This is a genomic window from Myxococcus faecalis (assembly GCF_050039385.1).
Classification (GTDB): Bacteria; Myxococcota; Myxococcia; order Myxococcales; family Myxococcaceae; genus Myxococcus; species Myxococcus fulvus.
Genome location: NZ_CP144336.1, coordinates 6,517,520 through 6,530,568 on the forward strand (window position 1 = coordinate 6,517,520; position 13,049 = coordinate 6,530,568).

5 protein-coding genes are annotated in these 13,049 nt (G+C 75.7%); all 5 read left to right on the plus strand.

What is annotated here, in order from left to right; translation table 11 throughout:
- The first annotated feature begins 26 nt into the window (after positions 1-26).
- Positions 27-9,584 carry a flagellar hook-length control protein FliK gene (locus tag VZQ01_RS26150; protein WP_426744979.1) on the plus strand — a complete coding sequence of 3,186 codons (9,558 nt, stop codon included), beginning with the start codon at positions 27-29 and terminating at the stop codon, positions 9,582-9,584.
- A 21-nt stretch (positions 9,585-9,605) separates the two neighbouring features.
- A complete protein-coding gene (locus tag VZQ01_RS26155) occupies positions 9,606-10,205 on the plus strand; it encodes a hypothetical protein (RefSeq protein WP_223747098.1) in 600 nt (199 codons plus the stop codon).
- A complete protein-coding gene (queC, locus tag VZQ01_RS26160) occupies positions 10,205-10,903 on the plus strand; it encodes a 7-cyano-7-deazaguanine synthase QueC (protein ID WP_141324036.1) in 699 nt (232 codons plus the stop codon). Before VZQ01_RS26155 ends, queC begins: the two co-directional genes overlap by 1 nt.
- A complete protein-coding gene (ddpX, locus tag VZQ01_RS26165; protein WP_426744980.1) occupies positions 10,900-11,559 on the plus strand; it encodes a D-alanyl-D-alanine dipeptidase in 660 nt (219 codons plus the stop codon). The genes queC and ddpX overlap by 4 nt, the downstream gene beginning before the upstream one ends.
- Positions 11,560-11,647: 88 nt before the next feature.
- A complete protein-coding gene (locus VZQ01_RS26170) occupies positions 11,648-13,045 on the plus strand; it encodes a YfbK domain-containing protein (RefSeq protein WP_426744981.1) in 1,398 nt (465 codons plus the stop codon).
- The last annotated feature ends 4 nt before the right edge of the window (positions 13,046-13,049 follow it).

A 13,049-nucleotide genomic window follows, 5' to 3' on the forward strand; every position in this document is an offset into this window, starting at 1 on the left:
ACCGTGGTAGCGTCCAGGCTCCCGCGATGGCCAACGAGAGCGACTCCCCCAAGCCCACCGCGGCGCCCGATGCGCGCGCCGCCGCACCCGAGCTGCGCCTGCTGGACCGCAGGGCCTTCGTGGGCTTCCCCGCGCTCGAAGTCACGCCCGGGCTGCGCATCTCCGACTTCGCCCTCCAGATTCCGGACGTCAGCTTCCCCTTCAACGTCAGCGCCGGGGCCACGCGTTATCAGCGCAAGAAGCTGAGCTTCGGCTTCCTGGAGCTGAGCGTCGACGCGGACCTCGTCACGCGGCGGGTGGCGGAGCTGGCCGGGAAGCTGGCGGGCATCGAGGAGCTGCGGCTGCACTTCCGTCCCGGCTACCTGGAGGGCCAGGGGCGGCTGCCCGCGCCGGAGCGCACGCCGTTCACGTTCAAGGTCGCCTTCGACGCGGATGGCGAGAAGCTCGCCATCTACCTGTACGACGTGCGGCTGTACGGCTTCTCGTCGACGCCGTCGGTGCAGGTGCCGGGGCTGTTGTCCGCGGCGGTGGGCGCGCTGGCGCTGGTGCCCGACGTGGAGGTGCGCGGGGCCTCGGGGTTCTCCACGCGCGTGCTGCCCGCGCTGTGTCAGCTGGCGGCGGTGAGCCGTGGCTACAAGATGCCGTCGCTGGACACGGCGCGCCTGTCCGCCGCCGAGGTGTCGAGCACGGGCCTGCGGCTGCGCTTCGCGGCGGGGGGCCTGCCGCCGCCGTCCGCGCCGGACGAGGAGCTGCTGCTCACGCTCGAGGGCGCGCGGGCGTTCGCGGACGCGGAGGGGCTGGTCGCCCAGGGCCGTCTGGCCGAGGCGCGGCAGGTGTATCTGCAGGCCGGGGACGCGCAGGACGCGCACCCGTTCGCGGCGGAGCGGCTGTTGTCGCTGCTGGTCGCGGACCCCCAGGCGCACGAGCTGGCCCTGGACGTGGCGGCCACGCTCCAGCGCAGGCGGGACCGGAGCCCCGCGGCGCTGTGGGGCGAGGCGGTGGTGCGCGAGCGCCGGGGCGAGGGGGCTCGCGCGGCCGAGCGCTATCTGGCGCTGTGCGCGCTGGCCCGGCGCACGTCCGAGGAGGCCGCGGCCTTCTTCTCCGCCGAGGCCGCCGCGCGCTGCTCTCGCGACACCGCGCCCCAGGTCGCGGTGAAGGCGCTGCACGAGCTGCTGGGGCTCAAGCCGGACCACCTGCCGTCGCTCAAGGCGCTGGCGCGCGCGTCGGACCAGGCGCGCGACAGGGCCGGCGCGGTGCGGGCCTATCGCCGGCTGGCGGCGCTCGCTCGCGACCCGCACGAGGCCGCCGACGCGCACGTGCACCTGGCCCGGCTGTGCGCGCAGACGGAGGACGACATCGCCGGCGCGCGCCTGCACTGCGAGGCCGCGCTGCGACTGGCGCCGGACCAGGCCGATGCGCTGCTGCTGCTCGGTGAGCTGTGTCACCGCGGCGGCGAGCATCTGCGCGCGCTGAAGGCGTTGGACCGCCTGCGCGAGGTGTCCATGGCCCGGCACGAGCTGGACCGGGTGGGCCACGCCGACCTGATGGCCGGCCGCGTGTGGGAAGAGGGCCTGAAGCAGCCGGAGAACGCGCTGCTGCGCTACCGCGAGGCGGTGTCGCTGCTGCCCGGCGAGCCCGAGCCGCTGTTCGCCGCCGCGCGCGTGGCGGAGGGACTGGGCCGGCTGCAGGAGGCGCTCGCGGGCTACCAGCAGGCGCTGGAGCTGGCGGGGCCGGCGCCGCGCTCGGAGGGCATCCGCCACGCGGCGCATGCCAGCCACCACGCGTTGGCCAGGCTGTACCGCTCGCGGCTGGGAGACCCGGCGCGCTCGCGCGAGCACCTGGAGTCCGCGCTCGCGCTGGACCCTCGCGACGCGCTGGCGCTCGAGGAGCTGATTCCGTACTTCCGCATCACCGGCAAGTCGCTGGAGCTGGCCGACGCGCTGGAGAAGTCCGCCGCGCTCCAGGACGAGCCTGGCAAGCGCGCCGCGGCCTGGGCGGAGGCGGGCGAGCTGTACCGCGGGCGGCTGCAGCAGCCGGAGAAGGCGGAGCGGCTGCTGCTGCTCGCGCTGGAGGCGGACGCCGACCACCGGCCGTCGCTGGAGTCGCTGCTGGCGCTGGCCGAGGCGCGCCGCGACGGTCCGCTGCTCACGCGGTGCCTGTCCGCGCTGGCGCGGCTGTCCACCGACGTGAAGGAGCGCGCGCAGAAGTACCGGCGCCTCGCGGTGGCCGCGCGCGACCTGGCGTTCGACCTGGACCTGGCGGTGCACTCGCTGCAGGAGGTGCTCCGCGCGGAGCCGGATGACCTGCCGGCGCTGGGTGAGCTGTGCGCCCTGCAGCGCAAGCGCGCGGACATGGCCGGGCTGGCCGTGGCGCTGGAGGAGCGCGCGCGGGTGGCCGAGGCACAGGGCGACAAGCGTCTGGCGGCGGCCGCGCTGCGAGAGCTGGCCGGAGTGCTGGAGGCCCGGCTGGGGCGCGTGGGCGATGCGCTGGTGGCGCTGGAGAAGGCGGCGCGGCTCGCGCCCGACTCCGCGGTGCTGCTGGACCTGGCGGACCTGTCCCTGCGCTGCGACCGCCCCGAGCATGCGCGGCGCGCGCTGGAGTCGCTCTTGTCCACGCTGCCTCGCACGGCGGCGCCGGAGAAGCTGGCGGACGTGCGGGCCCGACTGGGACGCGCGTGCGAGATGCTCGGCGACCGCGAGGGCGCCATCGCCGCGTACGCGCAGGCGTTGCCCTTGCGCCGGCTGGACGACGCGCTGGCCGCGCGGCTGGAGGCCCTCTACACGGAGGCCGGCGAGACGCAGGCGCTGGCCGAGCTGTGGGCGGGCCGCGCGCAGGCCCTGATGGGCGCCGAGCGCGCCGAGGAGGCCGCGCCGCTGTTCCTGCAGAGCGCTCGCGCGCTGCTGGAGCGGGGCGAGAAGTCCGCGGCGCTGCTGCGCCTGTCCGCCGCGCTGGAGGCGAGCCCCGAGGGCCCGCTGGCGGCCGAGGTGCTGGAGTCGCTGGCCGAGCTGGAGCTGGAGCGGGGCGAGAAGCTGGAGGCCGCGCGCCTGTACGCGCGCCGCGCCGTGCTGGTGCCCGAGGACCGCGCGGGTGCGCGGCTCCTGTTCCGCGCGTCGCTGCTGGCGGCGGGGACCAGTCGCGAGGAGGCGTTCCTCGCCGAGGCGCTGGAGCGCGATGCGTCCTTCGCTCCCGCGCGGCAGCGCCGGGGTGAGCTGAAGCTGCCCACCGATGCGCGGGCCGCGCTGGACGACTTCGAGGCGGTGCTGGCGCTGCCTCCCGTGGACGCCGACGCGCCTCGCGAGGCGGAGCGCGTGTCCCTCACGCGCAAGGCCGCGGGCGCCGCCGTGCGCGCGGGCCGGACCGACTCCGCGCGCCGCCTGTTGGCCGAGTACTGCATCCGCGCGCCGGAGGACCTGGACGCGCGCGTGGAGCTGGCCAGCCTGCACCGCAAGGCGGGCGCCCGCGAGGCGCTGGCGGACCTGCTGGTGGAGCTGTGGCCGCGCCTGTCCGGCGAGCCTCGCCGCGCGGCCCGTCGCGAGCTGGCGGAGCTGTCGCTGTCGCTGGGGCGCGCGGGCGCGGCGATGGACTCGCTGCGCAGCCTGCGCATCGAGGAGCCGCACGACACGTGGGCGGCGCAGGCGCTGCTCGACTTGCTGCCCCCGCCGGGCACGGGCTCCGTGGAGGAGGAGGCCGAGCGTCTGGAGCTGTTGGGCGCCCTGGTGACCTCGTCGTCGGGAGATGAGCGCGCGGAGTTGCTCGCGCGCCGCGCCGTGCTGCACCGCGCGGCCCACCGGGTGTCCGCCGCGCGCGAGGACTTCTCCGAGGCCGCCACGCTGTCTCGCCGGCCCGCGCCGCTGCTGCTGGCGCTGGCGGAGCTGGCGCGTGAGTCCGAGGACGAGGCGGGTGAGCTGGAGGTGTGGCGTCGCGCGGTGGTCGCCGATGCCCAGCTCGGCGCGCGCGCCCGCGAGCGACTGCTCGCCCTGGGGACGACGCTGGCGGAGAAGGACGTCCGGCCGCTGGCGCGCGAGGCGCTGCTCGCCGCCGTGGCCCTGTCGCCCTCGGAGGCGGAGCGCTGCGACGCCTGGTTCACCCTGGCCGACCTGGCCCGCCGTGACGAGCGTCCGGACGAGGAGGCCACCGCGCTGGCCGAGGCCGCGAGGCAGGGCCCCACGCCCCGCCGCGTCGAGGCGCACCTGGCCCGCGCCGCGCTGCTCGAGTCGCGCGGAGCGCTGGCCGATGCGCGCGAGAGCCTGCGGGCGGCGCTGGCGCTGGCGCCCCGACACGCGGGCGCCACGGCGTCGCTGCTGCGCGTGCTGCGGACCCTGGGAGACTGGGCCGCGCTGGCCGAGGTGCTCGCGGCCGAGGCGCCCCACGCTGGCGCGGGCGAGGCCGCGACGATGTACTCGGAGCTGGCGTCGCTCTACCTGGAGCGACTGGACCAGCCGGGCCCCGCCGAGGCGGCGCTGCGCCACGCGCTGCGGCTGACCCCGGACGACGCGAACGCGCGGCGCCAGCTGGTGTCCCTGGTCGCGGGCCGGGGCGAGCTGCGCGAGGCCGCTGCGCTGCTGGAGACCGCCGCCGAGAGCGCGAGCGCGACGGAGGCCGCCACGCTGCTGCGCGAGGGCGCCGCCTACGCGCGCGACGCGGAGGACCTGGAGCGCGCGCTGAAGCTGTCGCGCAAGGCGCACGCCCTGGTGCCCGCGCGCGGCGCGGAGCTGGCCTCGCTGGCGGAGCTGCTCTACCTGCGCGGCGCGGTGGTGGAGGCGCTGCCGCTCCAGGAGACGCTGGCGCTCGCGGTGGACTTCTCGGGCGACGCCGCGTCCGTCGACGCCGCCGAGGCCACCTGGCTGCGGCTGGGCGAGCTGGCGGAGAGCGCGGGCGAGACGAAGCGCGCGGTGGGCGCGTACCGGAAGCTGCTCGCCGAGCGGCCCCTGTGCGAGGCCGCGGTGCAGCGGCTCTCCGCGCTCCTGGAGAAGGACGACCCGCGCGGCGCCTTCGAGGTGCTCGTCACCCACGCGCGCTCGCTGGCGCCGTCCGAGGACACGGTGCGGCGGCTCGTGGTGCTGGCGGACAGGGCGCGCGCGTCGCTCGCGGACGCGGGCGTCGCGGCGTCGCTCTTGTCGCACGCGGCGCAGATGGCCCAGACGCCGCTGCCCCTGCGACTGCGGCTCGCCGCGCTGTACCGCGAGACGGGTCGCTCTCTGGAGCTGCTCACGGAGCTGCGTCAGGTGGCCGCGCTCAGCCTCCAGGTGGGCGACGTGGCGGCGACGCTCGCGGCCTACGACGAAGAGGCCAGGCTCGCCGAGTCCACCGGCCGCGCGGACGACGCGCTGCGCGCGCTCGCGGATGCACGCGACCTGCTGGCGTCGCGTGGCCGTCCCGCCGAGGCCGCCGTGTCCGAGCGCCGCCGCGCGGAGCTCTTGCGCGACGTGAAGCTGGACCTCTCGGCCGCGGAGGGCGCGCTGGACCGGGCCTTCTCGCTGGCGGAGGACCTGGGCACCGCCCGACTGGGCGCCGCGCTGGCCGAGCGCCGCGACGACGCCGAGGCCGAGGCCCTGTGGCTGGAGCGCGCGCTGCCGCTGCTGGACGACGCCAGGCAGGCCGCGGCGCTGCGGCTGCGGCTGGCGAAGCTGCACCTGGGCGTGCTCGCGGACGCGGAGGAGGCGGAGCGCTTCCTGCGCGAGGCGCTGCGCGAGGACCGCTCGCTCGAGGAGGCCGAGTCGCTGCTGGCCCGGCTGCTGGAGCGCGACGGCCGCATGGCGGAGCTGGCCGCCTGGTACGAGGAGTGCGCCGAGGGCGAGCCGGACGCGGAGCGCCGCGCAGAGCTGCTCCAGCGCGCCGCCGTGCTTTACCGCGACAGGGCGGGGCGCCCCGACGCGGCCGCCGCGGCCTTCATCGCCGCGCGCTCGGCGCGCCCGGACGACCTGGACCTCACCGCGCAGGCCGCGGAGCTGTTGCACGAGGTGAAGCGGCACGCGGACGCCGCCGAGTTCGACGCGGTGCTGCTGGAGGCCGACCCGTTCCGCGAGCCCGTCTTCACCCGGCACCGCGCCTTCCTGGAGGAGTCCGAGGACAACCAGTCGCTCGCGGAGCTGATGTTGCGGCGCGCCCAGCGTCAGTCCGACGTGGACGCCGCGGCCAGCTACCTGGCGGCGGCCCGGGCCTTCCGCGCGGGAGGCGCCCGCGAGCGCGCGCTCCTGTGCGAGGACCGCGCCTTCGAGCTGGACCCCGCGAGCGTCGAGGCCTTCGAGCAGGTGCGCGAGCGCGCGGCCACGGACGTGCGCCGGTTGTCGGAGCTGCTCGCCCAGCGCGCGCGAGCCCTGCCTCGCGAGCAGTCGCTGCCCCTCCTGCGCGAGCGCGCCACGCGCCTGCTGGACGCGGGAGAGGCGCTGCTGGCCGCCGAGGCCTTCGACGTGTACTTGGCGAGCGCGGGCGACGATGTGGAAGCGCTGTCCGCCCGCGCGGAGCTGGCGGCTCGCAGTGGTGGCCCCGCCGCCGCGCGGCCGTATGACCGGCGGCTCCTGGACGCGGGGGGAGACGCGCTGCCGGTGCCGGTGCGCGCGCGGACCTGGCTGCGGCTGGGCCACGCGTCGCTGGGGGCGAACGCGTACCACGACGCGGCGGATGCCTTCGAGTCGGTGGTGTCGCTGGAGCCCGACGGCGAGCGCGGCCGCGAGGCGCTGTCGCTGCTGGCGGAGGTGCACTCGCGCACGGGCAACGCGCCGGGCCTGTACCGCGCCTCGCTGCAGCTGGCCCGGCGCGCGGAGGACACGGCGACGGCGGAGGTGCTGTACCGCCGCGCGGCGGACCTGTTCGAGGACCCGAGGGAGGCCATCGACGCGCTGCTGCCCCTGGCGCGGCTGCGTCCCGCGGACGCCTCCGTCATCGACCGCGCCGTCGCGGGCCTGCGCGCGATGGGCCGCCACGGCGACCTCTTGGCGGTATACGAGTCCGGCGCCGAGGCCGCGGGAGGCGCCCGCGCCGCCGAGCTGCTCCTGGCCGCCGCCACCGTGGCCGCCGAGTCGCTCGCGGACGCGGACGCGGCGTGGGAGCTCACCCAGCGCGCCGCCGAGGCCGCGCCCGAGGACGTCACCGCGCTGCGTGCCCTGGTGACGGGGCTGCGCGAGCGCCGCGACACGGGCCGGCTGCGTCAGGCCCTGAAGCGGCTGGTGCCGCGCCTGGAGGACGCGGACGAGGCGGCGCTGCTGCGGCTGGAGCTGGCCGCGCTGCTGGAGGCCGAGGGCGAGACGTCCACGGCCCGCGAGGCGCTGGAGGCGGTGGTGGAGCGCGGCGCCTCGGGCGCGGGCTATGCCGTCGCGCTGGAGGAGCTGGAGAAGCTGCTGACGGACGCGCCCGCGCGCCGGGCCGAGGTCCAGGTGGCCCGCGCCGAGCTGACGTCGGGGCGCGAGCGTCGCTCGCTGATGCTCGCGGCGGCCCGTGCCTTCGAGAGCGCGGGGCGGCTGCCGGACGCGCTGAAGGCGGCGAAGGCCGCGGCGGCCGTCGAGCCGGACGTGGACGCGACGCTGCGGGTCGCCCACCTGTACCGGGCCTCGGGCGAGGCGCCCAAGGCCGCGACGGCGCTGCTGCAGGCGGCCCGGCTCGCGTCTCCGGACGAGCGTCCGCCGCTGCTGCTGGAGGCCGCGGACCTCTGGGAGAAGGCGGGCGAGCACGGCGAGGCGCTGGAGGTCATCGAGCGCATCGCCACCGAGGCGCCGGACATGCTCGCGCCGTCGGAGCTGGCGGAGCGCTTCGGCCGGCTGGGCGCCTTCGCCCGCGCGCTCGAGGTCGGCTTCGCGCCCGCCATGCTGGCCGGCGAGCTGACGGACGCGCTGGCCATGGCCGCGCAGGCCGGCGACGCGGCCCGCACGCGCGAGGCGCTGTGGGCCCTGGTCGCGCAGGCGGACGCGGACCCCGCCCACGCCTCCGCGCTCGCGGACGGGCTGCGCGCGGAGCACGACGCGGAGGGGCTGCTGGAGCTGGCGGCCCTGTCCGTGTCCAGGGACGCCGCCTTCGCCGTGGCCCTGCGCGACGAGGTGCTGCGCGCCCCGGACGCGCCGGAGCTGCAGCGCCTGCGCGCGCTGGAGGAGCTGTCGACCGACGCGGGCTTCGCGGCCCGGCTCACGCTGCTGTTGCCCGGCCTGGAGAAGCACCCGGAGGTGCTCTCGGAGGCGGTGCTGAACCGGGTGCGCGCGCTGCCGGACGCGTCGCGTGTGGAAGCGCTCGCCATGGCGGCGGAGGGCTGGACGTCCCGCCGCAAGTCGCTGCTGCTCGAGCGCCACATGCTGGAGTTCAGCCTGGGGCGCTTCGACGCCGCCGCGCGCACGCTGGGCCAGCTCATCGAGGTGGAGGAGGACGCGCGCGCACGCGCCACCCTGCACCTGGAGCAGGGCGAGCTGTTGCTCAGCCCGCTGGAGCGGACCGACGAGGCCCGCGCGGCCTTCGAGCGCGCGCTGGAGGATGACGCCACCTGCGTGACGGCGCTGCACAACCTGCTCGCGCTGGTGGACGAGGCCGAGGACCCGGCCGTCTTCGTATCCCTCGCCGAGCGCCTGGTGGCCACGGAAGGGCCCGCCGCCGCGACGCAGCACCGCGAGCGCTGGGCGGACGCGTACGAGATGCTGGGCCAGGTGGCCGAGGCCGCCGCCCAGCTGGAGGCGCTGCCGGAGACCGAGGAGCGCCTGGCCCGCCGCGCGAGGCTCGCGGAGGAGCGGGGCCTGACGGGCGAGGCGCTGCGGCTTCGCGAGCGGCTCACCGACGAGCCGGGGATGCTGGAGTCCATCCTGCGCGGCTACCTGGACGCGCAGCTGGTGGCGCCCGCGGCCCGGCTCGCCGAGCGCCTCTTCGACGTCGCCGGCCTGTCGCCGGAAGTCCTCCGCCTGGCCTGTGAGCGGCTGTCGCCCGTGTCCGAGGGCGCCGTGTTCGCCACGCGCGTGTGGCCGGGGCTGTTGCGCGCATCCCCGCTGGACGTGGATGGCTGGACGCTCTACGCCGAGGCCCTGCGGCTCGTCGGACGTCAGGACGCGGCCGAGCGCGCGGATGGCATCGGCGCGGCGCTGTCCTCCAGCACGGCGCTGGTGACGCGCGTGCCGGTGTCGCCGCTGCCTTTGCCCTCGGGCTTCCAGCACGCGCCGCCCGCCCGGGTGCTGCCGGTGACGACCGAGAGCTTCCCGCGCCTGTTCGCCGCGCTGCGGCCCGCGCTGACGTCCCTGGGCGCCGGGGCGCTGTCGGTGGGCGTGGACCCCATCGGCGGGGTGGAGGCGTACCTCACCGCGCCGGACGCCCTCGTGCTGGGCGCGGGCGCGCTCGCGTGCTTCGACGCAGTGGAGCTGGGCTATCTGTGCGCGCTGGCCCTGGCGCTCGGAGAGGCGGGCGTGAAGCTTTCCCGCCCGGGCGAAGTCCCCGGCTTCGACGAAGCGGCCGTGGCGGCCTTCCGCGCGGTGCCCTCGTCGCTCGCGGCGGGGCGCGTGCTGGCCCGGCTGGATGCCAAGGTGCGCGGGGGTGACCCGGCGCGGGTGGATGTGGGCGCGGTGCTCGCACAGGGGGAGACCTTCCGGGCGGTGGCCCTTTGCGTGCTCGACCTCGGGTAGCCGTGTAGCCTGCCCGGCCGTATGCGCCTGAAGCCCCTGCTGCTCTCCGTCCTCCCCGCCGCCGCCGTCGTCGCGGCCATGGCCTGCAACACGGACCCGGTGTACCCAGGCAACCAGTTCCTGGGCACCTTCCAGTTCGAGGCCCGACTGGACCCGGCGAACACCACCTGCGACGCCTCCATGCCGGAGTTCGCGCAGGTGGACGACGCGGGCGTGTTCCGCTTCGAGGGCACGTTCTCCCGCAACGAGGACGGCGGCCCGGGGTGGTTCACCGTGCAGGGCTTCAACCGCGACGCGAAGTTCGAGGGGCAGCAGGTCGACTCCATGCTCCGCGCGACGTCGCTGCGCGCGTCCTGTGGCAGCACCTGCAAGGACTCCCAGATTGAGGAGTCCCTGAAGGTGACGCTCTTCAGCGACAGCCAGGCGCGGCTGCTCAACCGCGACTGCAACGGCTTCGACGGCGGCATCCCCGACGCCAGCCCGCCGGCCCCCACGGAGAGTGGCTACGACGTGGCGCTCGCGTGTGGCGCGCTGACGGACGTCTTCCTGCCGGGCTCGTGTACGTGTAATCCGACGACGTGCAGGACTGCGTACAAGGTGCAGGGAGTGCGGAGGGACTGATGACGAAGCGTGCGGTGGTGCTGACCTCGGGGGGCCTGGACTCGACGACGTGCGTGGCCATGGCGAAGGCGAAGGGCTTCGAGCCGGTGTGCCTGGCGGTGGCGTATGGCCAGCGGCACGCGGTGGAACTCGAGCGGGCGCGCGAGGTGGCGACGGCCCTGGGCGTGAAGGACTTCCGGGTGGTGGGCATCGACCTGCGCCAGGTGGGCGGCTCCGCGCTGACGGCGGACATCGACGTGCCCAAGGACCGGCCGGCGGACGAGATGAGCCACGGCGTCCCGGTGACGTACGTGCCCGCGCGCAACGCGCTGTTCCTCTCGCTGGCGCTGGGACTGGCCGAGGTGGTGGGCGCCACGGACATCTACATCGGCGTCAACGCGGTGGACTACAGCGGCTACCCCGACTGCCGGCCGGAGTTCATCCGCTCCTTCGAGGCGATGGCCAACCTGGCGACGAAGGCGGGCGTCGAGGGCGCGCGCTTCACGGTGCACGCGCCGCTGTCCGGCCTGACGAAGGCGGACATCATCCGCGAGGGCGTCCGCCTGGGCGTGGACTACGGCATCACCCACTCCTGCTACGACCCGGACGCGCAGGGCCGCGCCTGCGGGCGCTGTGACAGCTGCCTGCTGCGCAAGAAGGGCTTCGAGGAGGCCGGCGTGCCGGACCCGACGCGCTACACGGTGGAGGCCGGAGCATGAGGACGTGGGTACTCGTGGCGGCGCTGGGCCTGTCGACTCCGGTGCTCGCGGAGGATGCGGGGAAGAAGAAGGCCAAGCCCGCGAGCACCTCGCCGCTGGTGGACGCCTCCACGGTGGTGGAGGACCTGGCGCTGGACCTGCGCTATGCGACGGAGGACAACTTCCTGAAGAAGAAGGTGTACCCGGACACGGCGCGCTGTCTGCTGCTGCCGGAGTCCGCGCGCAAGCTGAAGGCGGCCGCGGACGTGCTCCGGCCCAAGGGCTACCGGCTCAAGGTCTACGACTGCTACCGGCCTCGCGCGGTGCAGTGGGAGATGTGGAAGATCATGCCCGTGCCCGGCTACGTGGCGGACCCGCGCAAGGGCTCCAACCACAACCGGGGCGGCGCGGTGGACCTGACGCTGGTGACGCTGGACGGGCAGGAGGTGGAGATGCCCACCGCCTTCGACACCTTCACGCCCGCCGCGCACCACGGCTACGCGGGAGGCACCGAGGCGTCGCGCCGTCATCGCGAGGTGCTGCGCGAGGCGATGCTGGGCGCGGGCTTCACGCCCAACCGCATGGAGTGGTGGCACTACGACTTGCCGGACGCGAAGTCGCGGCCGGTGCTGGATGTGCCCTTCACGTCGGAGAAGCAGGGCGGGCAGGCGGGCTGACGGCGCCATGATGGAACCGTGATGATGCCGGCGGGCCGCCTGCGGCAGGCTTCGCACCATCCCAAGGAAGGCCGTGCCCGGTGTCCGCGTGAAGCCCTCGACGAAGAGCGCCCTGCTTCGCTCCCTCTGCGGAGTCCTCCTGTGCCTCGCCGCTCCGGCGTGGGCCCAGGTGGGCGAGGTGACGGGCGTGGTCTCCGAGGCCAAGGACGCGCGTCCCCTGGCGGGCGTGAAGGTCCACGCCACGTCCCCCGTGCTGCCCTCACCGCGCACCGTGACGACGGATGAGCGGGGCCAGTATCGGCTCGCGTCCCTGCCGGTGGGGCTCTACACGCTGCGCTTCGAGAGGGAGTCCTTCCAGCCCGTCACCCGCGAGGGCGTGCGCGTGGAGGCGGGACGGACGCTCGGCGTGGCGGTGGCGCTCCAGGCGCTGCCCGTGTCGCATCATCCCTTCGCGTCCCTGACGCCGTTCGCGCCGCCGCTGCGACTGGAGTCGGACGGAGTCGCCTGGATGGCGGTGCCCCGCGAGGGAGACATCCGGGACCGCGCGCCGCCGTGGGCGCTGCCCCAGGTGTCGCTGCTCGCCGCCGAGGGCTCCGGTGAGCGCCGCTATGTGCCGGGCAGCAAGTTCCTGCGCGACTCGGACCTGCGGGGCCATGGCGTCAACCCCACCATCGACACCGAGGAGGAGAACGCCTCCACGTACCCGCTGCGGGTGAGCACGGCCTCGTACGCGCTGACGCGGGGCCACCTGGAGCGCGACTCGCTCCCGGCCGAGGAGGCGGTGCGGGTGGAGGACTTCGTCAACAGCTTCTCTCCCAAGGAGGGCGGCGAGAACGCGGGTCCGTTCATCGTCGACGTGGAGGGGTTCCCCTCGCCCAGCCGCAAGGGCTACCACGTGGTGCGCGTGACGCTGCGCACGCGCGCGGCCTTCAGCGACGTGGGCGTGCAGCTCGAGTTCGACAAGCGCGCGGTGGCCCGCTATCGCCTGGTGGGTTACGAGAATCCGTCCGCGACTCCTCCGGAGCCGCTCGGCGACGACGTGACGCCGGACCCCGTGCCCCTGGCCGCGGGCGCGACCGTCACCGCCATCTACGAGGTGAAGCTGATTGCTCCGGCCATCGCCTTCGGTGTCCTGCGCATCCTCTACGAGGAGGGCGAGGACACCATGTGGCGCCGCGCGCACAAGCTGTTGCCCTCCAGCGCCTTGCGCTCGTCCATGGCGCGCGCCTCGCCCGACACGAGGCTGACCTACGTGGCCGCCGCCTTCGCGGAGAAGCTGCGCGGCTCACCGTGGACGCGCTCGCTCGACTGGGCGCGGCTGCACGCGCTCTGGCAGGACCTGGGTGAGCCGCTGGTGAGCCGGCCGGACGTGGCGAACCTGGGCGCGCTCATCAAGAAGGCGGGGACGCTCGACGCGCGCAAGGAGCGCCCCGGCGCGGACGGCGCGAGCCTGGACCCCGACCTGCTCCCGAGCTCCGGGAGGTAGCCGC

Coding starts and splice junctions, on each gene's coding strand:
- VZQ01_RS26155 (WP_223747098.1), top strand. CDS start 9,606: ATGCGCCTGAAGCCCCTGCTGCTCTCCGTCCTCCCCGCCGCCGCCGTC.
- ddpX (WP_426744980.1), top strand. CDS start 10,900: ATGAGGACGTGGGTACTCGTGGCGGCGCTGGGCCTGTCGACTCCGGTG.
- queC (WP_141324036.1), top strand. CDS start 10,205: ATGACGAAGCGTGCGGTGGTGCTGACCTCGGGGGGCCTGGACTCGACG.
- VZQ01_RS26150 (WP_426744979.1), top strand. CDS start 27: ATGGCCAACGAGAGCGACTCCCCCAAGCCCACCGCGGCGCCCGATGCG.